General features: G+C 70.7%; 19 protein-coding genes. 13 read left to right on the forward strand and 6 right to left on the reverse strand.

Annotation, left to right across the window (positions count from 1 at the left end; genetic code table 11):
• Positions 1 to 100 precede the first annotated feature (100 nt).
• Positions 101 to 559: a universal stress protein gene (locus tag ABZ810_RS25080; RefSeq protein WP_358407010.1), complete on the reverse strand. Its 459-nt coding sequence runs from the start codon at positions 557 to 559 to the stop codon at positions 101 to 103.
• Positions 560 to 718: 159 nt separating this feature from the next.
• On the opposite strand from ABZ810_RS25080, the gene metH reads away from it, so the two are divergent.
• The 11 genes from metH (at position 719) to ABZ810_RS25135 (ending at position 15,941) form a co-directional block, all read left to right on the forward strand.
• Positions 719 to 4,195: a methionine synthase gene (gene metH, locus ABZ810_RS25085; protein ID WP_358407012.1), complete on the forward strand. Its 3,477-nt coding sequence runs from the start codon at positions 719 to 721 to the stop codon at positions 4,193 to 4,195.
• A gap of 14 nt (positions 4,196 to 4,209) precedes the next feature.
• Complete coding sequence (locus ABZ810_RS25090; RefSeq protein ID WP_358407014.1) at positions 4,210 to 4,866, forward strand: HAD family phosphatase; 657 nt, start codon at positions 4,210 to 4,212, stop codon at positions 4,864 to 4,866.
• A 192-nt stretch (positions 4,867 to 5,058) separates the two neighbouring features.
• Complete coding sequence (locus tag ABZ810_RS25095; RefSeq protein WP_358407016.1) at positions 5,059 to 5,472, forward strand: hypothetical protein; 414 nt, start codon at positions 5,059 to 5,061, stop codon at positions 5,470 to 5,472.
• A gap of 480 nt (positions 5,473 to 5,952) precedes the next feature.
• The gene (locus tag ABZ810_RS25100; RefSeq protein ID WP_358407018.1) at positions 5,953 to 6,948 is read left to right on the forward strand and encodes an ABC transporter permease; all 996 of its coding nucleotides are present in this window, start codon (positions 5,953 to 5,955) and stop codon (positions 6,946 to 6,948) included.
• A gap of 50 nt (positions 6,949 to 6,998) precedes the next feature.
• Positions 6,999 to 8,762, forward strand: a complete 1,764-nt coding sequence (locus tag ABZ810_RS25105) for an ABC transporter substrate-binding protein (protein WP_358407020.1) — start codon at positions 6,999 to 7,001, stop codon at positions 8,760 to 8,762.
• Between the two features lie 82 nt (positions 8,763 to 8,844).
• Complete coding sequence (locus ABZ810_RS25110; RefSeq protein ID WP_358407023.1) at positions 8,845 to 9,855, forward strand: ABC transporter permease; 1,011 nt, start codon at positions 8,845 to 8,847, stop codon at positions 9,853 to 9,855.
• The gene (locus ABZ810_RS25115) at positions 9,855 to 10,946 is read left to right on the forward strand and encodes an ABC transporter ATP-binding protein (protein ID WP_358407026.1); all 1,092 of its coding nucleotides are present in this window, start codon (positions 9,855 to 9,857) and stop codon (positions 10,944 to 10,946) included. The genes ABZ810_RS25110 and ABZ810_RS25115 overlap by 1 nt, the downstream gene beginning before the upstream one ends.
• A gap of 11 nt (positions 10,947 to 10,957) precedes the next feature.
• The gene (locus ABZ810_RS25120) at positions 10,958 to 12,073 is read left to right on the forward strand and encodes an ABC transporter ATP-binding protein (RefSeq protein ID WP_358407029.1); all 1,116 of its coding nucleotides are present in this window, start codon (positions 10,958 to 10,960) and stop codon (positions 12,071 to 12,073) included.
• A 170-nt stretch (positions 12,074 to 12,243) separates the two neighbouring features.
• Positions 12,244 to 14,034, forward strand: coding sequence for an ABC transporter substrate-binding protein (locus ABZ810_RS25125; RefSeq protein WP_358407031.1), 1,791 nt, complete (start codon positions 12,244 to 12,246; stop codon positions 14,032 to 14,034).
• A 15-nt stretch (positions 14,035 to 14,049) separates the two neighbouring features.
• On the forward strand, positions 14,050 to 15,000 hold the full coding sequence (locus tag ABZ810_RS25130; RefSeq protein ID WP_358407032.1) for an ABC transporter permease: 951 nt from the start codon (positions 14,050 to 14,052) through the stop codon (positions 14,998 to 15,000).
• Positions 14,997 to 15,941 carry an ABC transporter permease gene (locus ABZ810_RS25135; RefSeq protein WP_358407034.1) on the forward strand — a complete coding sequence of 315 codons (945 nt, stop codon included), beginning with the start codon at positions 14,997 to 14,999 and terminating at the stop codon, positions 15,939 to 15,941. The genes ABZ810_RS25130 and ABZ810_RS25135 overlap by 4 nt, the downstream gene beginning before the upstream one ends.
• Positions 15,942 to 16,021: 80 nt before the next feature.
• Here the strand turns inward: ABZ810_RS25135 and ABZ810_RS25140 are convergent, their stop codons facing one another.
• The 5 genes from ABZ810_RS25140 to ABZ810_RS25160 all read right to left on the reverse strand — a co-directional run bounded on the left by ABZ810_RS25140 (position 16,022) and on the right by ABZ810_RS25160 (position 22,677).
• A complete protein-coding gene (locus tag ABZ810_RS25140; RefSeq protein WP_358407076.1) occupies positions 16,022 to 18,523 on the reverse strand; it encodes an ABC transporter permease in 2,502 nt (833 codons plus the stop codon).
• Positions 18,523 to 19,317 carry an ABC transporter ATP-binding protein gene (locus tag ABZ810_RS25145; protein WP_358407035.1) on the reverse strand — a complete coding sequence of 265 codons (795 nt, stop codon included), beginning with the start codon at positions 19,315 to 19,317 and terminating at the stop codon, positions 18,523 to 18,525. The genes ABZ810_RS25140 and ABZ810_RS25145 overlap by 1 nt, the downstream gene beginning before the upstream one ends.
• A gap of 293 nt (positions 19,318 to 19,610) precedes the next feature.
• Positions 19,611 to 20,291 carry a response regulator transcription factor gene (locus tag ABZ810_RS25150; protein WP_358407037.1) on the reverse strand — a complete coding sequence of 227 codons (681 nt, stop codon included), beginning with the start codon at positions 20,289 to 20,291 and terminating at the stop codon, positions 19,611 to 19,613.
• Between the two features lie 36 nt (positions 20,292 to 20,327).
• Positions 20,328 to 21,548 (reverse strand): sensor histidine kinase, encoded by a 1,221-nt coding sequence (locus ABZ810_RS25155; protein ID WP_358407039.1) that lies wholly within the window; start codon positions 21,546 to 21,548, stop codon positions 20,328 to 20,330.
• 97 nt (positions 21,549 to 21,645) lie between these two features.
• Positions 21,646 to 22,677 carry a PD-(D/E)XK nuclease family protein gene (locus ABZ810_RS25160; protein WP_358407041.1) on the reverse strand — a complete coding sequence of 344 codons (1,032 nt, stop codon included), beginning with the start codon at positions 22,675 to 22,677 and terminating at the stop codon, positions 21,646 to 21,648.
• A gap of 58 nt (positions 22,678 to 22,735) precedes the next feature.
• On the opposite strand from ABZ810_RS25160, the gene ABZ810_RS25165 reads away from it, so the two are divergent.
• Together ABZ810_RS25165 and ABZ810_RS25170 are read left to right on the forward strand one after the other, a co-directional pair.
• On the forward strand, positions 22,736 to 23,926 hold the full coding sequence (locus tag ABZ810_RS25165) for a site-2 protease family protein (RefSeq protein ID WP_358407044.1): 1,191 nt from the start codon (positions 22,736 to 22,738) through the stop codon (positions 23,924 to 23,926).
• A 50-nt stretch (positions 23,927 to 23,976) separates the two neighbouring features.
• The gene (locus ABZ810_RS25170) at positions 23,977 to 24,876 is read left to right on the forward strand and encodes a tRNA (adenine-N1)-methyltransferase (RefSeq protein ID WP_358407045.1); all 900 of its coding nucleotides are present in this window, start codon (positions 23,977 to 23,979) and stop codon (positions 24,874 to 24,876) included.
• Positions 24,877 to 24,928: the final 52 nt, after the last annotated feature.

Here is a 24,928-nt window from a genome sequence, read left to right on the forward strand (position 1 = left end):
CGTTCCGCCGCCCAGACCTCCGGGGGGCCCGGCGGCGGAACGATCCGATGACGATTCGGTCACCCGACCGGACGCCGGAGTGCTTTCCGGTGGCCTTCGGTCATTTCCCGTCCGTGGTGTGGACGATGAGGATGTCGCACGGTGACCGGTGCGAGAGGTTCGCCGGGACCGAGCCGAGGATCCGCCCGGCCAGGCTGTTGAGACCGCGGTTGCCGACCACGACGACGTCGGCGGAGCGCTCCTTGGCGACCTTGCTGATCACGTCGACCGCGTCGCCCTCGACCGCGATCTCCTCGATGTCCTTGGCGCCGACCGCGACGGCCCGCTCCCGGGCCGCGCGCAGGGCGTCCTCGGCCGGGGTGGAGCCCTGCACCTTGTAGGCCAGGTCGCCCAGGCGGTCGGCGGCGCTGAGCCGCTCCCGCTCGGGCATCTTGTGGAAGGCGGAGGCGAGCAGCAGCGTGGCGCCGGTGGCGGCGGCCAGCTGGGCGGCCCTGTCGACCGCGCGAAAAGAGGAGTCCGAGCCGTCGGTGCCGACGAGAATGGTGCGGTACGCGCTCATGCCGCTCCTTACCGGGGAGTAGTTAGCCACGCACGTTATCGTTTGATGACCCCCGAGTCACCAGTCAATCCCGGTGCGTGCGTGACGTGTGTCGCAGTGCATCCAGCATGTGGACGCAATCAAGGGGTGTGCGAGCGGCCCCGGATAGGGTGGGGCACCATGAGCTCACCCACTCCTCGATCCCTGCGTCAGGCCCTCCAACAGCGCGTCGTCGTGGCCGACGGAGGCATGGGGACGATGCTCCAGGACCGCGACCCCACGCTGGACGACTTCCAGGGCCATGAGGGCTGCAACGAGATCCTGAACGTCACCCGCCCCGACATCGTGCGGGCGGTCCACGAGGCCTACTTCGACGCCGGGGTCGACTGCGTCGAGACCAACACCTTCGGCGCCAACCTCGGCAACCTCGGCGAATACGACATCACCGAGCGCATCGAGGAGCTGTCGGAGGCCGGCGCGCGGATCGCCCGCGAGGTCGCGGACGCCTACGCCACGCCCGACCGCCCCCGCTGGGTGATCGGCTCGGTGGGCCCGGGCACCAAGCTGCCGACGCTGGGCCACGTGCCGTTCGCGACGCTGCGCGACGCCTACCAGCGCAACGTCGAGGGACTGATCGCCGGCGGCGCCGACGCGATCCTGGTGGAGACCTGCCAGGACCTGCTCCAGGCCAAGGCCGCGTTGATCGGCGCCAAGCGCGCGATCAGGGCCGCCGGGTCCGACACGGTGCTGATCGGCCAGGTCACCATCGAGCAGAACGGCGCGATGCTGATGGGGTCGGAGATCGGCGCGGCGCTGACGGCGCTGGAGCCGATGGACCTCGACCTGATCGGTCTCAACTGCGCCACCGGCCCGGCCGAGATGAGCGAGCACCTGCGCTATCTGGCCCGGCACGCCCGGATCGGGCTGTCGTGCATGCCCAACGCGGGCCTGCCCGAGCTGACCTCCGACGGGGCCCACTACCCGCTCACCCCGGGCGAGCTGGCCGACGCGCACGAGACCTTCACCCGCGACTACGGGCTCTCGCTGGTCGGCGGCTGCTGCGGCACCACCCCCGAGCACCTGCGCCAGGTGGTCGAGCGGGTCCGCGCCCGCGAGGTGGCCGAGCGCAAGGTGCGCCCCGAGGCCGGCGCCGCGTCCCTCTACCAGCACGTCCCGTTCCGCCAGGACACCTCCTACCTGGCGATCGGCGAGCGCACCAACGCCAACGGCTCCAAGGCCTTCCGCACCGCGATGCTGGAGCAGCGCTGGGACGACTGCGTCAAGATCGCCCGGGAGCAGGCCCGCGACGGCGCGCACCTGATCGACCTGTGCGTCGACTACGTCGGCCGCGACGGCGTCGCCGACATGAAGGAGCTGGCCTACCGGTTCGCCACCGCGGCCACGCTGCCGATCGTGCTCGACTCGACCGAGACGCAGGTGCTGGAGGCCGGGCTGGAGATGCTGGGCGGCCGCGCCGTCGTCAACTCCGTCAGCCTCGAGGACGGCACCGGCCCCGACTCCAAGATGGCGCGGCTCATGCCGATCGTGCGCGAGCACGGCGCCGCCGTCGTGGTCATGTGCATCGACGAGCAGGGCCAGGCGCGCACCGCCGACTGGAAGGTCGACGTCGCCGCCCGCACCATCGAGGAGCTCACCGGCACCTGGGGCATGCGGGTCGAGGACATCATCGTCGACTGCCTCACGTTCACCATCGGCACCGGCCAGGAGGAGTCGCGCCGCGACGCCCTCGAGACGATCGAGGCGATCCGCGGGCTCAAGCGCCGCTACCCGGCCGTGCAGACGACGCTGGGCCTGTCGAACGTGTCGTTCGGCCTCAACCCGGCCGCTCGCATCGTGCTCAACTCGGTGTTCCTGGCCGAGTGCGTCGACGCCGGCCTCGACTCGGCGATCGTGCACGCCTCCAAGATCCTGCCGATGGCGCGGATCCCCGAGGAGGAGCGCAAGGTCGCCCTGGACCTGGTCTATGACCGCAGGTCCGGGGACTACGACCCGCTGATCAGGTTCATGGAGCTGTTCGAGGGCGTCAACACCGCGGCGATGAAGGCCGACCGGGCCGCCGAGCTGCTCGCGCTGCCGCTGTGGGAGCGGCTCAAGCGGCGCATCATCGACGGCGAGCTGGACGGCCTCAACGCCGACCTGGACGAGGCCCTGAGCCAGCGGCCCGCCCTGGAGATCGTCAACGACGTGCTGCTGGACGGCATGAAGACGGTCGGCGAGCTGTTCGGCTCCGGCCAGATGCAGCTGCCGTTCGTGCTCCAGAGCGCCGAGTGCATGAAGACCGCGGTCGCCTACCTCGAGCCGCACATGGAGAAGGCCGAGGACGGCGGCAAGGGCCGCATCGTGCTCGCCACCGTCAAGGGCGACGTCCACGACATCGGCAAGAACCTCGTCGACATCATCCTGTCCAACAACGGCTACGAGGTGGTCAACCTCGGCATCAAGCAGCCGATGTCGGCGATCCTGGAGGCCGCCAAGAACGAGCGCGCCGACGTGATCGGGATGTCCGGCCTGCTGGTCAAGTCGACCGTGATCATGAAGGAGAACCTCGAGGAGCTCAACTCCCGGGGGCTCTCCTCGGAGTGGCCGGTGCTGCTGGGCGGCGCGGCGCTCACCCGCGCCTACGTCGAGCAGGACCTGGCCGGGCTGTACGACGGCGAGGTCCGCTACGCCCGCGACGCGTTCGAGGGCCTGCGGCTGATGGACGCGTTCATGGCCGTCAAGCGCGGTGACGACGGCGCCTCGCTGCCGCCGCTGCGCGAGCGCCGGGTCAAGAAGGGCGCGACCCTCCGGGTGACCGAGCCCGAGGACATGCCCGCCCGCTCCGACGTGGCGGCCGACAACAAGGTGCCCTCCCCGCCGTTCTGGGGCGACCGCATCGTCAAGGGCATCCCGCTGGCCGACTACGCGGCCTACCTCGACGAGCGGGCCACGTTCATGGGCCAGTGGGGCCTCAAGCCGGCCCGCGGCGGCGACGGACCCTCCTACGAGGAGCTGGTCGAGACCGAGGGGCGGCCCCGGCTGCGGATGTGGCTCGACCGCGTCCAGACCGACGGGCTGATCGAGGCGGCGGTCGTCTACGGCTACTTCCCGGCCGTCAGCGAGGGCGACGACCTGGTGATCCTCAACGAGGACGGGTCGGACCGCGAGCGGTTCACCTTCCCCCGCCAGCGCCGCGACCGGCACCTGTGCCTGTCGGACTTCTTCCGCTCGCGCGAGTCGGGCGAGACCGACGTGGTCGGGTTCCAGCTGGTCACCGTGGGCTCCAAGATCGCCGAAGCGACCGGTGAGCTGTTCGCCAAGGACGCCTACCGCGACTACCTGGAGCTGCACGGGCTGTCGGTCCAGCTGACCGAGGCCCTGATGGAGTACTGGCACACCCGCATCCGGTCCGAGATCGGGTTCGGTGCCGAGGACGCCGACGACGTCCAGGACTTCTTCAAGCTCGGCTACCGCGGCGCCCGCTACTCCTTCGGCTACCCGGCCTGCCCGGACCTGGAGGACCGCTCGACCCTGGTGCGGCTGCTGCGGCCCGAGCGCATCGGCGTCTCGCTCTCGGAGGAGCTCCAGCTCGTCCCCGAGCAGTCCGCCGACGCCATGGTCGTCCACCACCCTGAGGCCAAGTACTTCAACACCTGATCGAAAGGGGATGCGTGAACCCGGGGGGACTGCAGGCCGTCCTGGTCGACATGGACGGCACACTGATCGACTCTGAGCGGCTCTGGTTCGAGGTGGAGTGCGAGGTCGTCGCCCGCCTCGGCGGCACCTGGGGTCCGGCCGACCAGGAACGCCTGGTCGGCGGGTCGCTCCATCTGGCCACCGCGTACATGAAGGAGAAGACCGGCACCGACGTCTCCGAGGACGAGATCGGGCGATGGTCGCTGGACGGCATGATCGAGCGGCTGACCACCCACGTGCCGCTGCTGCCGGGCGCCAAGGAACTGCTCACCGGGCTGTACGACGCGCGCGTGCCGACGGCCCTGGTGACCTCGAGCCAGCGCGTGATGACCGAGCCGGTCCTGGACGCGATCGGCCGCGACCTGTTCGCGCTGACGATCGTGGGCGACGAGGTGGGGCACACCAAGCCGCATCCCGAGCCCTACCTGACCGCCGCCGAGCGGCTGGGCGTCGACCCGGCGCGCTGCGTGGCCATCGAGGACTCGCCCAACGGGCTGACGTCGGCCGAGGCGGCCGGCTGCTTCACCGTGGCCGTGCCGGGCCTGATCCCCGTCCAGGCGAACGAGCGGCGCACGCTGGTCGGCTCGCTGCTCGAGGTGGACGTGCCGTTCCTGCGCGCGCTGGTCGCCTGAGGGGCCCGTCCGGCCGCCGGCCGATACCTGACGGGGTGATCATCTGGGGGTCCTCACCCATGGGCCCTAGGGGACGGATCACGCTTCCGGATGACCCTGCCCCGCGGACAACCGTTCGTGCGGAGGAGTGGCCACGCGTCCCGGGCATGTGACCATGGGGGAGAGCACTATCGCACGGATTGAGGGGCCCGCATGATCGAACTGATCAGTTATGGCGTCACCCTGCTGGGGCTGATCATCAGCTGGGGTGTCTACAAGCGCCGGGGCGCGGCCTCGGGCATGCGCGGAGCGGCCCTGTCCCTGGTGCCCGCCGCGGCGGCGATGACCGGGGTGACCGACTTCGTCACGGGGCTGGTCTTCAGCCCGGTCAAGTGGGCGGGCGTGGTCCTGGCCGGGCTGGCGGTCGTGCTCTACCTGACCTCCGGCGTGATGCTGAGCCGCCGCGCGGAGGTCGAGGAGGGCGAGCCCGCCGGGAAGCCCAAGGCCGCCAAGGGGCGCAAGCAGCCGAAGAAGGCCGTCGAGCGGTCGTCCGGCGGCGCCTCCGCCGCGGTGGACCCGGATCTCGCCGAGATCGAGGAGATCCTCCGCAACCGGGGGATCAAGTAACGAAAGTGACAGGAGTGTTCCCGAGCGTGGTGCCTGTTGCCGCGGCCCGCTCGGGCTGACCCCTCTCGCCTGCGACGACGGCGGGCCGGGCGGTCCCCTTCGAGGGGCCGCCCGGCCCGCTTTTTCGCGTGCACCGCCGTTGACCTGCGGACGATCGATCTCAGAACGGACTCAGATCGGTAAAGCTTCCCGATCCGGGCCGCGTTCGGGTGCGGAGCACGGTGGGCCGCTACGTAGTATCTGGGCGGTTTGTCCGGTGTGTTGTACAGGTCACGTGTGCCCAAGATGACGACGAGATCACAAGTCAGATACGGGTACTAGCAGAGGCCGCTTCACGCGATGGACAGTCGTGCCCGAAGGACTAGGTTTCCCTCCAGCAAACACGGCGTAACGGGCACGGGCAGCGGACGATCTCCGCGGCCGCAGACGTTGGGTCGGCGGCGGCGTGGCCGACAGGCCGAACGGTAGGAGGTACGGAGCGTGACCGCACCGATCGAGACGACCGGTTCTGAGGCACAGGCTCAGCCGGAAGCCGTCCTTGCGGGCATCGAGCGCAAGGCGATCCAGGGTCGTTCGCTCGGGCAGATCGCCTGGCTGCGGCTCAAGCGGGACAAGGTGGCCATGGGCGGCGGCATCCTGGTGGTGCTGCTGATCCTGATGGCGATCGTGGGACCGTTCCTGGTCGGTGACCCCAACCAGCCGCACAACGACCTGATCGACCCGATGCTCTCGCGTCCCAAGACCGGCTTCATGCACTCGGGCATGAGCGCCGACCACTGGCTCGGCGTCGACCTGCCGGCGGGACGCGACATGCTGAGCCGCATCGTCAACGGTGCGAAGTACTCGCTGCTGATCTCGTTCCTGGCGACGATGCTGGCCGTCGTGCTCGGCGTCGTCTTCGGCGTCATCGCCGGCTACTTCGGCGGCTGGGTCGACACCCTGATCGCCCGCACCATGGACATCTTCCTGGCCTTCCCGCTGCTGCTCTTCGCGATCGCCCTCGTCGGCGTCTTCCCCAACAGCGCGTTCGGGCTCGAGGGCAACGGCCTGCGGGTGGCCTTCCTGATCTTCGTGATCGGCTTCTTCAGCTGGCCCTACATCGGCCGCATCATCCGCGGGCAGACCCTGTCGCTGCGCGAGCGCGAGTTCGTCGACGCCGCCCGCAGCATGGGCGCCCGCGCCCCCTACATCCTCTTCCGGGAGCTGCTGCCCAACCTGTGGGCGCCGATCCTCGTCTACGCGACGCTGATGATCCCCACCAACATCATCTTCGAGGCGTCGCTGTCCTTCCTCGGCGTCGGCATCATCCCGCCCACCCCCAGCTGGGGCGGGATGCTGAACGAGGCCAAGGAGGTCTACGAGATCGCGCCGCACTTCATGTTCTTCCCGGGCATGGCGATCTTCATCACCGTGCTGGCCTTCAACCTCTTCGGAGACGGCCTCCGGGACGCGCTGGACCCGCGGTCCTCGCGCTGACCCCTCACCCTCGAGAAACCTCGACCGATCCCAAAGGGAGAGCGAACACAATGAGAAGAACGACACGGAGGGGCATCGCCGTCCTGGCGACCGGCGTCAGCGCCGCCCTCGTGCTCGCCGCCTGCGGCGGCGGGGACGACGAGGGTGGTGGCGGCAGCGCCACGTTCAACCAGGGCAACACCTCGATCGTGAACCCGAGCGACAGCAAGGGTGGCACCCTGCGCATGCTCCGGACGGGCGACTTCGACTCGACCGACCCGGGCAACATGTACTACGCCACGGCCTGGAACTTCAGCCGGCTGTACGCCCGCTCGCTGCTCACGTTCAAGTCGGTGGGCGGCCAGGGCAACCTGGAGATCACGCCCGACCTGGCCTCGGGCCTCGGCCAGCCGAGCGCCGACCTCAAGACGTGGACCTACAAGCTGCGTCCGGGCGTCAAGTTCTCCGACGGCACGCCGGTCACGTCCAAGGACGTGAAGTACGCCATCGCGCGGAGCAACTACTCGCCCGAGGTCATGGAGAAGGGCCCGGTCTACTTCCGGCAGTACCTCTCCAACCCGAACAAGTACAAGGGCCCCTACAAGGACCCGAACCTCGACAACTTCAAGGGCGTCGAGACCCCCGACGACCAGACGGTCGTCTTCAAGCTGTCGCAGCCGTTCGCCGAGTTCGACTACCTGGCGACGATCCCGCAGACCGCTCCCGTCCCGCAGGCCGCCGACGCCGGCGCCAAGGGCGGCGTCAACTACGCCAAGGGCGTCGTCTCCACCGGCCCGTACAAGCTCGACAGCTACGAGCCCGGTAAGTCGATCAAGCTCAGCAAGAACCCGAACTGGGACGCCAGCGACACCAACCGCAAGCAGCTCCTCGACAACATCGAGGTGCAGCTGGGCGTCGCTCCCGACGAGGTCGACAACCGCCAGATGGACGGCAGCGCCGAGATCGACGTCGCGGGCAACGGCGTCAACGCCGCCGCCCGGTCGAAGCTCCTGTCCGACCCGGAGCTGAAGAAGAACGCCGACAACCCCAACTCCGGCTTCCTCTGGTACACCGCCATCAGCCGGCAGGTCGAGCCGTTCACCAACAAGGACTGCCGCATCGCCGTGCAGTACGCGGTGGACAAGACCGGCTACCAGAACGCCTACGGCGGCACCACCGGTGGTGACATCGCCAGCACCGTCATGCCGCCGAGCCTGAAGGCGCACCAGAAGTTCGACCTGTACCCGAACAACAACGGCAAGGGCGACCCGGTCAAGGCCAAGGAGCACCTGGCCAAGTGCGGCAAGCCGAACGGCTTCACCACCAACATCTCCTACCGCACCGAGCGGCCCAAGGAGAAGGCGGCGGCCGAGTCGATCAAGGCCTCGCTCGAGAAGGTCGGGATCAAGGTCAACATCAAGAACTACCCGGAGGACGGCTACACCGGCGGTGTGGTCGGCGACCCGAAGTTCGTCCAGAAGAACCAGCTCGGCCTGATGATCTACGGCTGGGCGGCCGACTTCCCCAGCGGCTTCGGCTTCCTGCAGCAGATCACCGACCCGGGCGCGCTCAAGGGCACCGGTAGCTCCAACATCTCGCACATCGACCTCCCGGACATCGCCAAGAAGTTCCAGGACGTCGTGCAGCTGAAGGACGAGGCCGAGCGCAACAAGGTCTACCAGGAGATCGACAAGGCCGTCATGGAGGACGCGTCGATCATCCCGATGCTGTACGCGAAGAACCTGTACTACCGGAACCCGAAGATGACGAACGTGTTCATCAACTACGGCTACTCCGGCATGATCGACTACGCCAACCTCGGGCTCGCTAAGTAATTCTGAGAGAGGTGAAGGCAGAGGTGGCCGGCGTGGCGGCGTCCTACCGGGCGCGCCACGCCGGCCACCACCGCCGCACGAAGTGATCCGATACATCATCCGGCGTCTACTGGTCGCCGTTCTACTGCTGGCGATCATCAGCCTGGTGACGTTCGGCATCTTCTTCCTGCTGCCGAAGCTCGCGGGTCAGTCCACCGACGACCTGGCGGCGCGCTACCTGGGCCGGGAGGTCACCCCCGAAGGCCTGGCGGGCGTGAAGGCGAAGCTGGGCCTCGAGGACCCCTTCCTGGTCCGCTACTGGGAGTTCATCCAGGGCATCTTCGTCGGAACCGACTACAAGTTCGGCACCAGCGTCACCCACTGCCCGGCGCCCTGCCTGGGGTACTCGTACCGCACCAACGAGCCGGTCATGGACCTGCTGCTCGACCGCGCCCCGGTGACCTTCTCGATCGCGCTCGGCGCGGCCATCCTGTGGCTGGTGGCCGGCGTCGCCATCGGTGTCGTCTCCGCGCTCAAGCGGGGGAGCTTCTTCGACCGCGCGGCCATGTCGGTCGCGCTGGCGGGCGTCTCCCTCCCCATGTTCTTCACCGGCCTGGTCTCGATCTGGCTGGTGTGCCGGCAGCTGAAGCTGCTGCCGACCCCGCGGTACCACGAGTTCTTCGACAACCCGGCCCTGTGGGCGCAGGCGCTGATCCTGCCCTGGATCACGCTGGCGTTCCTGTACGCCGCGATGTACGCGCGCCTCACCCGCGCGGGCATGCTCGAGACGATGGGCGAGGACTACATCCGCACCGCCCGCGCCAAGGGACTGCCCGAACGGAGCGTCATCACCAGGCACGGGCTGAGATCCGCGCTGACCCCCATCATCACGATCTTCGGCCTGGACATCGGGCTGCTGCTCGGCGGCGCGGTGATCACCGAGACCACGTTCTCGTTCGCCGGGCTGGGCCAGCTGATGCTGCAGGGCATCACCCGCAGCGACCTGCCCGTCGCGCTCGGCGTCACGATGGCCACCGGCCTGTTCGTGATCATCGCCAACCTGGTGGTGGACATCCTGTACGCGGTCGCCGACCCGAGAGTGAGGCTGGCCTGATGGCGCGCAACAAGGCGAACAAGGAGCTGCGCAACGGCGGGTCCGAAGCGGCCGCCGCCGACCTCCGCCCGCCCACGTCCTTCCTCGAGGTGCGCGACCTGCGCATCCACTTCCCGACCGACGACGGCCTGGTGAAGTCGGTGGACGGGTTGTCGTTCCAGCTGGAGCGCGGCAAGACGCTGGGCATCGTCGGCGAGTCCGGCTCCGGCAAGAGCGTGACGAGCCTCGGCATCCTGGGCCTGCACAACCGGCGCAACGCCAAGGTCTCCGGTGAGATCTGGCTGGGCGACACCGAGCTGGTCGGCGCCTCGGAGGAGCAGGTGCGGCGGCTGCGCGGCCGCGACATGTCGATGATCTTCCAGGACCCGCTGTCCTCGATGCACCCCTTCTACTCGGTGGGGCACCAGATCATCGAGGCGTACCGGATCCACAACGACGTCAGCAGGTCGGTCGCGCGCAAGCACGCGATCGACATGCTCGGCCGGGTGGGCATCCCCCGGCCGGATCGCCGGGTGGACGACTACCCGCACCAGTTCTCCGGCGGCATGCGGCAGCGCGCGATGATCGCGATGGCGCTGTCGTGCGACCCCGAGCTGCTCATCGCCGACGAGCCGACCACCGCGCTCGACGTGACGGTGCAGGCGCAGATCCTGGATCTCATCCGGGACCTGCAGCGCGAGTTCAACTCCGCCATCATCATGATCACTCACGACCTCGGAGTGGTCGCCGAGCTGTCGGACGACCTCCTGGTGATGTACGGCGGCCGGTGCGTCGAGTACGGCACGGTCGATGACGTCTTCCACGCGCCCGAGCACCCCTACACCTGGGGCCTGCTCGGCTCGATGCCGCGGCTGGACCGGGAGCGCACCGAGCGGCTGCTGCCCATCAAGGGCACCCCGCCGAGCCTCATCAACCTGCCGTCGGGCTGCGCGTTCAATCCGCGCTGCGCCTACGCTGAGCTGAACGGTGACAAGAGCACCACCGAGCGGCCCGAGCTGCGCGACGCGGCGCCGGGCCACCGGGTCGCCTGTCACCTGCCCGCCGAGAAGCGCCGGCAGATCTGGAACGACGAGATCGCGCCCAAGCTGTGATGGGGGAGAAAGTGAGCACATCCGAGAAGGCCGCGCCGGCCGGCGGCACCGGCCGCCGCGGCGAGACGCTGCTGGAGGTCGACAACCTCGGCAAGCACTTCCCGGTCACCCAGGGCATCGTCTTCAAGCGCCAGGTCGGCGCGGTGAAGGCCGTCGACGGCGTCTCCTTCTCCGTGCGCACGGGCGAGACGCTCGGCCTGGTGGGGGAGTCCGGCTGTGGCAAGACCACCACCGGCCGCATGATCATGCGGCTGCTGGAGCCCAGCTTCGGGAAGATCACCTTCGAGGGACATGACATCACTCACATGTCCCAGGGGGCCATGCGGCCGCTCCGCCGCGACATCCAGATGATCTTCCAGGACCCGTACTCGTCGCTGAACCCGCGGCAGACGGTCGGCAGCATCGTCGGCGCCGCGTACCGGCTCCAGGGCGAGCAGCCGCAGCAGGGCGTCAAGGCCGCGGTGCAGGAACTGCTGGAGATGGTCGGGCTCAGCCCCGAGCACTACAACCGGTACCCGCACGAGTTCTCCGGCGGCCAGCGCCAGCGCATCGGCATCGCCCGCACGCTGGCGCTGCGGCCCAAGCTGATCGTCGCCGACGAGCCGGTGTCCGCGCTGGACGTGTCGGTGCAGGCCCAGGTGGTCAACCTGCTGGAGGACCTGCAGGACGAGCTCGACCTCACCTACGTGGTGATCGCGCACGACCTGTCGGTGGTCCGGCACATCTCCGACCGGGTCGCGGTCATGTACCTCGGCAAGATCGTCGAGATCGCCGACCGCGCCGACCTGTACGAGCGGCCGATGCACCCGTACACCAACGCGCTGCTGTCGGCCGTGCCGGTGCCCGACCCGAGCAAGCGCGAGGGCCGCGACCGCATCCGCCTGCAGGGCGACGTGCCGAGCCCGCTCGACCCGCCGCCCGCCTGCCGGTTCCACACCCGGTGCTGGAAGGCGCAGGACATCTGCAAGCAGGTCGAGCCGCCGTTGCAGGAGCTGAGCCCCGGCCACCAGGCGGCGTGCCACTTCCCGGAGAACACCACGGTCAGCGCGACCGACCTGGTCGCCAAGGCTGCGGTGGCCCCGGCGGCGCCCGCCGCGCCCGCCGACGCCCCGGCCGACGACGACTGACCTCCGGCCGACGCGCCTCCCGGCGACCGGCGACAGGCCCGTGCGGACACGTTCCGCACGGGCCTGTCCCGTAGGACGCGGTATACCTTCGGCTACATCCCGGTCACGATCCGTTCAGGATCGGGACGCCGCCTCGTCCCGCCCTGCAAGGTCGGCTGTTGGGGCGCGGTATGCGGGCATACGGGGAGGGCGCGGTGGTACGGGGGTTCGGGATGGCCGGGGCGATCGCCCTGGCGGCGCTGGTGGCGGGGACACTGAGCGCGTGCGAGGGGGAGGCAGGCGGCCAGGGCGGCGGCACGCTGCGCATCGCGGGGGCGTCGGACCCCGACCACATCGATCCGGCCAGCGGCTACACGTTCGCCTCGATAGCGCTGAGCCGGACGTTCGCCCGGCCGCTGTTCACCACCCGTCCCTCCAACACGTTCGAGGAGACGGTCCCGCTCCGGCCGGACGTCGCCCGCGAGCTGCCGACCAGGGAGAACGGCGGCGTCAGCGCCGACGGCAGGACCTACACGATCCGGCTGCGCGACGGCGTCATGTGGAACACCAGCCCGGCGCGCACGGTGACCGCGGCCGACTACGTCCGCGGCTTCAAGCGGCTCTGCAACCCGGCCTCGCCGTCGGGCGGCCAGGGCTACTACCGGTCGACGATCGCCGGCATGGCGTCCTACTGCGCTGACTACGCCGAGGTCGACGCCGAGGACGCGGCGGCGATGGCCGCCTTCCAGCGCGACCACGACATCGAGGGCCTGACGGCCAAGGACGACTCGACCCTCGTCGTCCGGCTCGACCACCCGGCCGGCGACCTGCTCAACCTGCTGAGCCTGCAGTTCGCGACGGCCGCGCCGCGCGAGTACGACGCCTACGTCCCCGACGGCGCGGAGTTCCGCGCCAACACCATCTCCAACGGGCCGTACCAGATCACCGAGTACACGCCCAACAAGACGATCGTGCTGGGCCGCAACCCTGCCTGGAAGGCCTCGAGCGACCCGGCGCGGCCCGCGTACGTCGACCGGATCCAGATCACGCTCGGCCAGGACACGCCCGAGTCCGTGCAGCAGCAGCTGGAGCAGGGCGCGGCCGACCTCGCCTGGGACGCGCCCGTGCCGAACGCGGCCCTCGCGCGTCTCAAGGCGGCCCGCGACCCGCGGCTGGCCGTCCGCCGCTCGCCGAGCCTCGGCCCGTTCCTGGTGTTCAACACGCAGAGCCCCGGCAACGGCCGGGCGCTGGCCGACCGGCGGGTCCGGCAGGCGATCGCGCACGCCGTCGACCGCACCGCCCTGGTGAAGATCTACGGCGGCCCGGACGTCGCCGAGCCGCTCACCCAGGTGATCCCGCCCGGCAACGTCGGCCACCGCCGCTACGACCCGTACCCGACACCCGGCGGCGCCGGCGACCCGGCCAGGTGCAGGACGCTGCTGGCCGAGGCCGGGCACGCGGGCGGGCTGACGTTGCGGTTCCCCTACCGGGTGAGCGGCAACAACCCGAAGATCGCGCAGTCGCTGCAGGCCGACCTGGCCGCCTGCGGGATCACCGCGCGGCTCATCGCCGACGGCAACGGCACCTTCTACGGCCGCACGCTGGTCACGCCGTCCGACGCGCGCGAGGGGAAGTGGGACGTCGCCGTGCCCAACTGGACGCCGGACTGGTTCGGCAACAACGGGCGTTCGATGATCCAGCCCCTCTTCGACGGCCGGAACTACGGAACGAACTCCACCAACTACGGCGCCTACGACAACCCCGAGGTCAACCGGCTCATCGACGAGGCGCAGCAGGCCGAGGACCCGGCCCGGGCGGCCGAGCTGCTGCACCGCACCGACCGCCTGGTGATGGACGACGCGGCGGTGGTCCCGCTGCTCGCCCTCGACTTCCCCATCTTCCGCTCCGACCGGGTCCGCGACCCGTTGTTCGTCCCGACCATCCAGGCCTACGACTACACGAACCTGAGGCTGTCCTCCTGACCTGACCACGAGAGCATGACCACCCCCCACCCCACCCCCCACCCCACGCCGTACACCGCACCGGCCGCCGGCCGCCCGATCCGGGTACGCGGCCCCTGGTCGCTGGCGTGCGCGCGGCTGCGCGCCGACCGGGCGGCCATGGTGTCGCTCGGCGTCCTGCTGCTGCTCGCGCTGTTCGCCCTGACGGCGCCGCTGTGGGCGGCGTGGACCGGCCACCCCTACCACGCGACGTACCCCGACACCGGCCTGGACGAGAACGGCCTGCCGGTCGGCCCGTCCGGCGAGTTCTGGCTCGGCACCGACTCGATCGGCCGGGACGTGCTGGTGCGCGCCGCCTACGGCGCGCGCGTCTCGCTGCTGGTCGGGCTGGCGGCGACCGCGCTGGCGACCCTCTTCGGCGTGGCGGCCGGGGTGGTGTCGGGCTTCCTCGGCGGATGGGCCGACGCGGTGCTCGCCCGGGGCATGGACGTGGTGTCGTCGTTCCCGTACGTGCTGGTGGCCATCGTGGTCGCGGTGACGTTCGGCGCGAGCGTGCCGCTGACCGTCGCCGTGATCGCCTTCTTCTCGTTCGCCGCCATGGCGCGCGTCGTCCGCGGCCAGGTGCTCTCCATCAGGGAGAGGGAGTACATCGAGGCGGCGCGGTCGCTCGGCGCGGGCGACCTGCGCATCATGACGGTCGAGGTGCTGCCCAACCTGGCCGGGCCGGTGACGGTGCTGGCGACCCTGCTCGTCCCGCAGGCGATCGTGCTCGAGGCGACGTTGTCGTTCCTCGGCGCCGGGGCCGACCCGTCCACGCCCACCTGGGGCGGCATGCTCAGCGACGCGCAGGAGTACTACGACACGGCGTGGTGGTTCCTGTTCGTCCCGGCCGGGCTGCTGCTCCTCACCACCTTCTCGTTCACCCTCCTCGGCGACGGGGTCCGCGACGCCCTCGACCCGCGGGCCGGGCGGGCGGCGGGCGGATGATCCGGTACCTGGCCCGGCGGCTGCTGTCCGGCCTGGGCGTCCTGTGGCTCGTCGCCACCGCGGCGTTCTTCCTGGTCTTCGTCGCGGCCGGGCATCCGGAACGGGTGATCGGCGGACCGCGCGCCACCGCCGGGACGCTCGCGCTGATCCGGCGCAACCTCGGCCTGGACGACCCGCTGATCGTGCAGTACGCCAGGTTCCTCGGCCGGCTGTTCGAGGGCGACCTCGGCCGCTCCTACATCCACCAGGCCCCGGTCGCCACGATGATCGGCGAGCGGCTCCAGACGACGGCGATCCTGGTGCTCGGCGCGTCGGTGTTGTGGCTGGCGGGCGGCGTGCTCACCGGCGTGCTCGGCGCGACCCGGGCGCGCGGCCCCCTGGACCGGGCGGTGACGCTGTTCGTCCTGGCCGGCCTGTCGACGCCGGCGTTCGTCGTGGCGCTGATGTGCCTGTACCTGTTCTTCGGCACGGCCGGTGACCTCGGCGTCCACCTGTTCGAGCCGGGGCCGCCGCTCCAGGAGAACTTCTGGAGGCGGATGGTCCTGCCCTGGTTCACGCTGGCGTTCCTGCTGATGGCCGGCTACTCCCGCCTGACGCGCGGCTCGATGCTGGACGTGCTCGGCGAGGACTACATCCGCACCGCCCGCGCCAAGGGGCTGCCGGAACGCCGGGTCGTCTACCGGCACGGGCTGCGGGCGGCGCTGACCCCGGTGGTGACCCAGTTCGGCGTCGACGTCGGGGCCCTCATCGGCTCCGCCATCGTCACCGAGAAGGTCTTCGGCCTGCAGGGGGTCGGCCAGCTCGTGGTGCAGTCGATCACGGTCGGCGACGCGCCGGTCATCCTCGGGGTGGTGCTCGCCGTGGCGGTCTGCGTGGTGCTCGCCAACCTCGCCGCCGACCTCGCCTGCTCGCTCCTCGACCCGCGCGTGCGGCTCACCTGACGGTACCCCGGACACGGGCACGCCCCGCACGGTCGCTCGACCGTACGGGGCGTGCGACGGCGTGTTGCGCCGTGTTGCCGCTACTCGGTGGAGATGGCCTTGAGGACGTCCATCCGCCCGGCGCGCCAGGCCGGCCACAGGGCCGCCAGCACACCGATGACCACTGCGATCACCACGAACACGGCGAGCGTGCCCGCCGGGACGCTCAGCACGGTGAGGCCCTGGTCCTCCAGCGCGCTCTGCACCGCGGCGCCGAAGGCGACCCCGATGCCGATGCCGAGCAGCGCGCCGAACACCGCGATGACGATCGACTCGATGCGGACCATCCTGCGCAGCTGGCGGCGGCTGATGCCGATCGCCCGCAGCAGGCCGATCTCCCGGGTGCGTTCGATCACCGACAGCGCCAGCGTGTTGATGACGCCGACGGCCGCGATGATGACCGACATCACCAGCAGGACGGTGAGGAAGGTGACGAAGCCGTCGACCTGCTTGCGCGCGTCCTCCTTGACGGCCGCCTGGTCGGACACCTCGAGGTTCGGGTGGTCCTTGATGGCGCCCTCGATGGCGGCCTTGGTCGAGGCGTCGGTGTTCTGCGCGTTGACGACGATGCCGTCGATGGCCGGGTTGGCGGTGTGCGCCATGTACACCGGTTCGGCGAAGACCCGCGGTCCGAGGAACTGGTTCTTCTCGTAGATGCCGGTCAGGCGCAGCTGCTGGGTCTTCCCGTCGGGGAAGCTCACCGGCACGGTCGTGCCGACCGTCCACTTCCGGTCCTTGGCCGTGTCCTCGTCGACCATCATGCCGTCGGTGCCGAGCGAGGTGGATCCGGTGACCATCTTGAGCCGTACGCCCTGCGCCAGGTCGCCGATGTCGCCCGCCACGTAGAACGCGCGCTTGCCCTCGATCTTGGCGTTGGCCGAGTAGAACGGCGAGGCCTTGTCGACGCCCGGGACCGCCGCGACCTGCTTGACCGCACCGGGGTCGGCACCCCCGGCGCCGGTCGGCTCGATGACGTAGTCGGCACCGAACTGGTCGTCGACCTGGGCCTCCACCGACGCCCGCATGGACGCGCCCATCACGTTCACGGTGGTGATCAGGGCGAGGCCGATCATCAGCGCGGCGGCGGTCGCCGCGGTGCGGCGCGGGTTGCGCAGCGCGTTCTGCTGGGCGAGCCTGCCCGGCGTGCCCATCAGCTTCGCGAACGGGGCGCCGAGGACCTTCACCACCGGCACGCTGATCACCGGGGCGAGCATCGCGATGCCGATGAAGACCAGCAGCACGCCGATGCCGACCGGGACCACCGGGTTGCCGCCGCCACCGGTCAGGCCGAGCGCGATGAGCGCGGCGCCGATGGCGGTGAGCAGTGACCCGAGCGCGATGCGGATGCGCAGCGACCGTTGCGGCAGCGCCACGTCGTCGCGCATCGCGGCGACCGGGGGGATCTTCGCCGCCCGGCGCGCCGGGAAGTAGGCCGACACGACGGTGACGATGATGCCGACCGCGTACGAGGCGATGATCGGCGTCGGGGTGAACACCAGGCCGGAGGCGCTGTCCTGCATCATGAAGCCCTGGAGGAGCATCGCCAGGCCCGCGCCCAGCAGCAGGCCGAACGTCGAGCCGACGAAGCCGACCGCGATCGCCTCGCCGATCACCGCGCGGGTGACCTGCGGCCGGGCCGCCCCGATGGCCCGCAGCAGCGCCAGCTCACGGGTGCGCTGGGCGACGAGCATCGAGAACGTGTTGAAGATGATGAACCCGCCGACGAAGATCGAGATCAGCGCGAACACCAGCAGGAACGTGCGGAAGAAGTTCATCATCGTCGCGACGTCGCTCTTGGCGTCGTCCCGCAGCTGGGTGCCGGTGATCGCCTCGAGGTTGGCCGGCAGCACCTTGGCGACGGCCGCCTGCAGCTCGGTCTCGCTCGGGCCCGACGTCGCCATCTGGATGTCGTTGAAGTAGCCGGGCTTGAGCATCAGCTTCTGCGCCGTCGCCGTGTCGAACGCGGTGACGGTGGCGCCCATCAGGTTGCCGGTGTCGATCAGGCCGACGACCTTGAGCCGCTGCGGCGGTCCCTGGACCACGATCCGGGCCGTGTCGCCGATCTTGAGCTTGCCCTTCTCGGCGGTCTTGGCGTCGATGGCGACCTCGGTGGGCCCGGTCGGCGCCCGGCCCTCCTGCATGTCGTAGTCGCCGCCGGGCGTCCAGTTGACGCCCAGCTGCGGCGGGCCGTTCTGGCCGGTGCCGACGATCTTGCCGTTGCTGCCGACGACGGCCGCGTAGCCGGTCACGTTGCCGGTCGGGTTCTTGACGCCCGGCACCGAGCGCAGCCGCTCCAGCACCGACGCCGGGACCGGCTGCGCCGACAGGCCCTCGTCCATCGGGTCGTCGGTGAGCTTCTTGGCCCGCACGTCGACGGCCACGCCCTTGCCGACCCGGTCGAAGAGATCGTCGAACTGCTTGTTCATCGTGTCGGTGAAGATGAGCGTGCCCGCCACGAACGCCACGCCCAGGATCACCGCGATGGCGGTGAGGACGAGGCGGATCTTGTGCGCCGCGAGATTGCGGAGCGTCACCTTGGCCATCATCGGGCCGCGACCCCCGGCTGGTCGAAGCCCTTCATGCGCTCGAGCACGCGCTCGGCCGTCGGGTCGACCATCCGGTCGACGATCTGGCCGTCGGTGAGGAAGAGCACCTCGTCGGAGTAGGCGGCCGCGGACGGGTCATGGGTGACCATGACGATGGTCTGGCCCATCTGGCGGACCGACTCGCGCAGGAAGTTGAGCACCTCGGCGCCCGACCGCGAGTCCAGGTTGCCGGTCGGCTCGTCCGCGAAGATGATCTCGGGACGCGAGGCGAGCGCGCGGGCGCAGGCCACCCGCTGCTGCTGGCCGCCCGACAGCTCGCTCGGCCGGTGCTTGAGGCGCGGACGCAGGCCGACGGTGTCGATGACGGAGTCGAGCCACTGCTGGTCGGCCTTGCGGCCCGCGATGTCCATCGGCAGCGTGATGTTCTCCAGCGCGGTCAGCGTCGGCACCAGGTTGAACGCCTGGAAGATGAAGCCGACCTTGTCGCGGCGCAGGCGGGTGAGCTGCTTGTCCTTGAGCCGGGTCAGGTCGGTGTCGCCGATGTAGACCTGGCCGGAGTCGACCGAGTCCAGGCCCGCCATGCAGTGCATGAGGGTGGACTTGCCGGACCCCGACGGACCCATGATCGCGGTGAAGCGACCGCGCGGGATGCCGACGGTGACGCTGTCGAGGGCGATGACCCGGGCGTCGCCGGAGCCGTAGACCTTGGCGACCTGATGTGCCCGTGCGGCGAAGTCGGCCGCCCCGGGCGCGGAGTGCGCGTCAGCGGTCTGTGGGGCGGTGTTCGTCACGTGATCTCCCCTGTATGCGGTTGGAACCGGAAGTGAACCGAGCGATCGAATCGCGATACCGCGATCCATGGCTCAGAACACTAGAAGTCCGGAAGGCCGAAAGCCTGGGCCCCAGGAAGGGACTTCACGCTCCACCCGTGGGCGGAGAGGGGGTCCAGGCGATCGTTCCTTTGGGGGAGGGAGAGGTACCGGAGGTCAGGGGCACCCCTGACTCCGGCTCAGGGCAGGCCGCTCAGGGACCGCGGCCCGGGGCGGGCCCAGGGCGGGCCCTGGGCCGGTCCCCAGCCTCGGGGTCAGCTCTGACCCGGACGGCTCAGCCCCGTCTCGTAGGCGTACACCACGGCCTGCACCCGGTCGCGCAGCCCCAGCTTGGCCAGCACGTTGCCGACGTGGGTCTTGACCGTCGTCTCGCTGACCACCAGCTCGGCCGCGATCTCGGCGTTCGACAGGCCGCGGGCGACGTGCGTCAGCACCTCGCGCTCGCGCTCGGTCAGCGTGTCGAGGCCGGGCGGCGGCGCCGAGTCGCGGACGGCCGGCAGCCGGGTGGCGAACTTGTCGAGCAGCCGCCGGGTCACGCTCGGCGCCACGATCGCGTCGCCCGCCGCCACGATGCGGATGGCCTGCACGAGGTCCTCCGGCGGCGAGTCCTTCAGCAGGAAGCCGCTGGCCCCGGCCCGGACCGCCTCGATGACGTACTCGTCCAGGTCGAAGGTGGTGAGGATGAGCACCTTCGGGTCGTGCGACGCCGCCTCCTCGCGGATGATGCGGCGGGTCGCCTCGATGCCGTCGACGCCCGGCATCCGGATGTCCATCAGGACCACGTCGGGCAGCAGCGACCGGGTCATCTCGACCGCGGTCGCGCCGTCGCCGGCCTCGCCCACCACCGCGATGTCGGTCTCCGCCTCCAGGATGAGCCGGAACCCGGTCCGCAGCAGCGGCTGGTCGTCGACGAGCAGAACCCGCACCGCACTCATGAACCCGCTCCGCTCACCGAATGACGCCTTGTCAACTCATGCCTCCAGGGGGAACCGGGCGCGCACGCCGAAACCACCGCCGACCCGCGGCCCGATCCGCAGCTCACCACCGTAGAGGGCGACCCGCTCGTACATGCCCACGAGGCCATGCCCGGGATTGTCGCCGTTGTCGGCCATGATCGTCGCGGTGCCACGCCCGTCGTCCTCGATCTCGACGGTCAGGTCGTCGTCGGTGTAGTAGAGCCGGACCCAGGCGCGCGCCTCCGGACCGGCATGCTTGAGGGTATTGGTGAGCGCTTCCTGGATCAGCCGGAACGCGGCGACGTCGACGCCGGGGGAGGGGGTGCGGGCCTCGCCCTCGATCCACAGCTGCACCGACAGGCCCGTCTCGCGCACGTGGTCGAGCAGCTCGCCCAGGTCGCCCAGGCCCGGCTGCGGGGCCAGCTCGCCGCCGGCCCGGTCGGCGTCGCGCTCGGTGCGCAGCACGCCCACGATGCGGCGCATCTCGCTCAGCGCGGTGCGTCCGACCTCCTCGATGGTGGTCATCGCCTCGCGGGCGTTGCCCGGGTCGCGGTCGAGGATGCGGCGGGCGGCGCCCGCCTGAACCGTCATCACGCTCACATGGTGCGCCACGACGTCGTGCAGCTCGCGCGCGATCCGCGACCGCTCCTCGACCCGCGCCGCCCGCGCGTCGGTGCCGCGGGCGCGCTCGAGCCGGGCGGCCCGGTCCTCCAGCTCGGTGAAGTAGGCGCGCCGCAGCCGCAGGTTGCGGCCGAGCACCCAGAGGCCGATCACCAGCGCGTTGTCCATCAGATAGGTGATCAGGCCCGCGTTCATCGGGAGCAGGATCAGCATGACGTTGAACGACACCAGCGCCAGCAGCCCGCCCAGCGCGCTGATCGCCAGCGCCCGGTGCGCCGCCACGCTGTAGATCGCGATCATGAACGCGACGACGTCGGGGATCGTCGGCGGGTAGTGCTGGACCGTGATCCAGAACTCGCAGGCCAGGATGAAGGCCAGCACGGTCATCGGATGGCGCTGCCGGAAGGTGAGCGACATCGTGATGGCGATGACCAGCAGTATGTGCCCGGCGTCGGGGTCGACGTAGTAGGCCTTGAGCTCCTTCGGCTGGTCCTCGACGAAGACCTGCACGAACCCCAGCAGCAGCAGGCCCAGCGCCATGAAGGCGTCAGCCGCCTGCGGGCGGGACTGAAGCCAGGCGCGGAAGGCCGCGAGACCACGGATGCGGGGTGACACGATTCTCACCCTAGGAGGTCAGGCCAGGTGGTGAGCCATCCTGAACGCGGATCTCAACTCCTCCGCAAGGATGAGCGCTGCGGGCGCCCGGATGACCTCAAAGGTCGTCGCCCCGCCCGAAAGCCGAGACCTCGAGGTCGGCGGGGGAGGGGCGGTCGACGGGCCGCTCGGGCAGCGGCGGCGGGGTGCCGCCCCATCCCGGGCAGCGCTCCTTGTGGTCGCACCAGTCGCACAGGCGGCTGGTGCGGTGGCGCCACTCGCCGGTCTCGGTGGCTCGCCGGATGGCCGCCCACAGGGCCTCGAGCTTGCGCTCGGTCGCGCGCAGGTCGGCCTCGTCGGGCTCGTAGCGCAGGACCTCGCCGTTGCCGAGGTACATCAGCTGGAGCAGGCGGGGCACCCGGCCCTGCGCCCGCCACAACACCAGCGCGTAGAACTTCATCTGGAACAGCGCCCGCGCCTCGAAGTCGGCGCGCGGCGCGGTGCCGGTCTTGTAGTCGACGATCCGGACGTCGCCGCTCGGTGCCACGTCGACCCGGTCGATGTAGCCGCGCAGCTTGAGGCCGGAGGGCAGCACGGTCTCGACGAACAGCTCGCGCTCGGCGGGCTCGAGCCGGCGCGGGTCTTCGAGGGTGAAGTAGCGCTCGACCATCTGGCGGGCCTGCTCGAACCACTCCCGCTCGGCGTCGCCCCGCGGCGCGGGCGCCGCCGGGGCCGCGTCGGCATCCCCGGCCGCGTCAGGTGCGTCGCCGCCCGTGCTCGCGTCGTGCGTGCTGGCGCCGTGCGTGCTCGCGTCGTCCGGGCCGCCGTCGGCCGCGGCGGCGAACAGCCGGGCCAGCTCGGGCTCCTCGGCCTGCAGCCGCTCCCACTGCGGCCCGAGCAGGTCGAGCGCGGCGGGCGGGGTGCGCTCGGCGGTCGGCAGGTCGAACAGCCGCTCCAGCACCGCGTGCACCAGGGTGCCGCGCACCGCGGCCGGGCTCGGCCGCTCCGGGATCCGGTCGATCACCCGGAAGCGGTAGAGCAGCGGGCAGGTCATGAAATCCCCCGCGCGGGACGGGGAGAGAGAGCCGATCACCTGCGGGCCGTCGGCCGCCTGTGCGTCCGCCGAGCCGGGGGCCTGGGTGGTCGTCATGCCCAGCACCCTAGGGGACGCCTCCGACGAAATCCCGTATCCGCGTAGCATCGGGGGCGTGGCAGAGAGCGCACCTCCGACCGAAGGCAAGACCGCACCCGGTGGCGATCCGGCAGGGACGAGCCCCGGACGGGGCGGCCCGGGGTTGTTCATCGGGCGTCCCTTCGGCGTCCCGGTCTACGTGTCCCCCAGCTGGTTCATCGTCGCGGTCGTGGTGACCGTCATGTTCGAGAGCCAGGTCCTGCGGACCGACGTCGTCGGCCGGCCGGGCAGCTTCGCGGTCGCGTTCGCCTACGCGGTCCTGCTCTACGGCTCGGTGTTCGTCCACGAGCTGAGCCACGCCGTCACCGCCCGCGCGCTGGGCCTGCCCGTGCGCTCGGTGACCCTGCACATCCTCGGCGGCGAGACCTCCATCGAACGCGAGGCGCCGACGCCCGGCCGCGAGTTCCTGATCGCGTTCGCCGGGCCGCTGGTCAACCTCGTCCTGGCCGGGATCGGGGTGCTGGCGCACCTGCTGCTGCCGCTCCCCGGCGTCGCCCTGCTGCTGGTGGACGCGCTGACGTTCGCCAACCTGCTGGTCGGCGTGTTCAACCTGCTGCCCGGATTGCCGCTGGACGGCGGCCGCCTGGTCCGCGCGGCGGTGTGGAAGGCCACCGGCCGCAGCCGCAACGGCGCGATCTTCGCCGGCTGGGTCGGGCGCGGCGTCGCCGTGCTCACGCTGTTCGTCGGCGCACTCCTGGCCACCCGCCCGGCCGGTGAGGGCGGCGGCTTCGGGTGGCTGGCGCTGCTGTGGTCCGCGCTGGTCGCCTCGTTCATCTGGGTCGGCGCCACCCAGGCCATCAGGGCCGAGAAGGTCCGCGACCGCATCCCGCTGCTGAACGCCCGGAGGCTGGCCCGGCGGGCCACCCAGGTGACCGCGGACGTGCCGCTGGCCGAGGCGGTGCGCCGCGCTCAGGAGGACCGTTCCGGCGCGCTGGTGATCGTCGATCATGAGGGCCGGCCGCTGGGCCTGGTCAGCGAGAAGGCCGTCAACGCCACGCCCGAGCACCGGCGCCCGTGGATCGAGGTGGGGGAGCTGTCGCGCGGCCTGGACCGCGACCTGACCCTCCCCGCAGACCTCGACGGCGAGGAGCTGATCGTCGCGCTGCGCCGCTCGCCCGCCTCCGAATACCTGCTCGTCGAGCCCGACGGGCGGGTCTACGGGGTGCTGGCGGTGGCCGACGTCGACCGGGCCTTCGCCGGGATCTGAGCGGTCCGGGCGGTCTGAGCGGGGGTGACGCGCCGATAGCCTTGACGGCTATGAGCGAACCCACGCCGAGCGCCGGTGCCGGCGATCACGACTCCCTGGCCGAGGACTCCTACGGCCGCGTCCCGCACGGCCCCTTCCGCGCCGGCGACCAGGTTCAGCTCACCGATCCCAAGGGCCGGATCAACACCATCACGCTCCAGCCGGGCAAGGTCTACCACTCCCACAAGGGCTCGATCCCGCACGAAGAGATCATCGGCAGCCCGGAGGGCTCGGTCTTCCGGTCCAGCGGGGGCGTGGAGTACCTGGCGTTCCGCCCGCTCCTGGCCGACTTCGCCGTCCGGATGCCGCGCGGCGCCGCGGTCGTCTACCCCAAGGACGCCGGGCAGATCGTCGCCATGGCCGACATCTTCCCCGGGGCCCGCGTGGTCGAGGCGGGCGCCGGGTCGGGCGCGCTCACGTGCTTCCTGCTGCGCGCGGTGGGGGAGCGGGGGCTGGTGTCCTCCTACGAGCGCCGCGCCGACTTCGCCGACGTCGCCAAGGGCAACGTGGAGCGGTTCTTCGGCGGCCCGCACCCGGCGTGGAGGCTGACCGTCGGGTCGCTGGAGCACTCGCTCGCCGAGACCGAGGTCGACCGGGTCGTCCTGGACATGCTGGCCCCCTGGGAGTGCCTGGACGCGGTCGCCAAGGCGCTGATCCCCGGCGGCATGATCTGCGTCTACATCGCCACCACCACACAGATGTCCCGCGTGGTGGAGGATCTGCGCTCGCACGGCGCGTTCGCCGAGCCGTACGCCTTCGAGACCATGGTGCGGTCCTGGCATGTCGAGGGGCTCGCCGTCCGGCCCGACCACCGGATGGTGGGCCACACCGGCTTCCTGGTGACCGCGCGGCGGCTCGCCGACGGGGTCAGCCCGCCGCTGCGCCGCCGCCGGCCGGCCAAGTACGGGTGACACCCTTCGGAGAGGATCACCCATGAGCGGACGTGGTTCATGTTGACCGAGC

It is taken from the genome of Spirillospora sp. NPDC047279, from assembly GCF_040643285.1.
Lineage (GTDB): Bacteria > Actinomycetota > Actinomycetes > Streptosporangiales > Streptosporangiaceae > Spirillospora.

What these genes read in the sequence shown, in the direction of transcription:
- ABZ810_RS25080 (WP_358407010.1), bottom strand. Translation starts at nt 559, where the DNA reads ATGAGCGCGTACCGCACCATTCTCGTCGGCACCGACGGCTCGGACTCC.
- metH (WP_358407012.1), top strand. Translation starts at nt 719, where the DNA reads ATGAGCTCACCCACTCCTCGATCCCTGCGTCAGGCCCTCCAACAGCGC.
- ABZ810_RS25095 (WP_358407016.1), top strand. Translation starts at nt 5,059, where the DNA reads ATGATCGAACTGATCAGTTATGGCGTCACCCTGCTGGGGCTGATCATC.
- ABZ810_RS25105 (WP_358407020.1), top strand. Translation starts at nt 6,999, where the DNA reads ATGAGAAGAACGACACGGAGGGGCATCGCCGTCCTGGCGACCGGCGTC.
- ABZ810_RS25115 (WP_358407026.1), top strand. Translation starts at nt 9,855, where the DNA reads ATGGCGCGCAACAAGGCGAACAAGGAGCTGCGCAACGGCGGGTCCGAA.
- ABZ810_RS25125 (WP_358407031.1), top strand. Translation starts at nt 12,244, where the DNA reads ATGCGGGCATACGGGGAGGGCGCGGTGGTACGGGGGTTCGGGATGGCC.
- ABZ810_RS25130 (WP_358407032.1), top strand. Translation starts at nt 14,050, where the DNA reads ATGACCACCCCCCACCCCACCCCCCACCCCACGCCGTACACCGCACCG.
- ABZ810_RS25135 (WP_358407034.1), top strand. Translation starts at nt 14,997, where the DNA reads ATGATCCGGTACCTGGCCCGGCGGCTGCTGTCCGGCCTGGGCGTCCTG.
- ABZ810_RS25140 (WP_358407076.1), bottom strand. Translation starts at nt 18,523, where the DNA reads ATGGCCAAGGTGACGCTCCGCAATCTCGCGGCGCACAAGATCCGCCTC.
- ABZ810_RS25150 (WP_358407037.1), bottom strand. Translation starts at nt 20,291, where the DNA reads ATGAGTGCGGTGCGGGTTCTGCTCGTCGACGACCAGCCGCTGCTGCGG.
- ABZ810_RS25160 (WP_358407041.1), bottom strand. Translation starts at nt 22,677, where the DNA reads ATGACGACCACCCAGGCCCCCGGCTCGGCGGACGCACAGGCGGCCGAC.
- ABZ810_RS25170 (WP_358407045.1), top strand. Translation starts at nt 23,977, where the DNA reads ATGAGCGAACCCACGCCGAGCGCCGGTGCCGGCGATCACGACTCCCTG.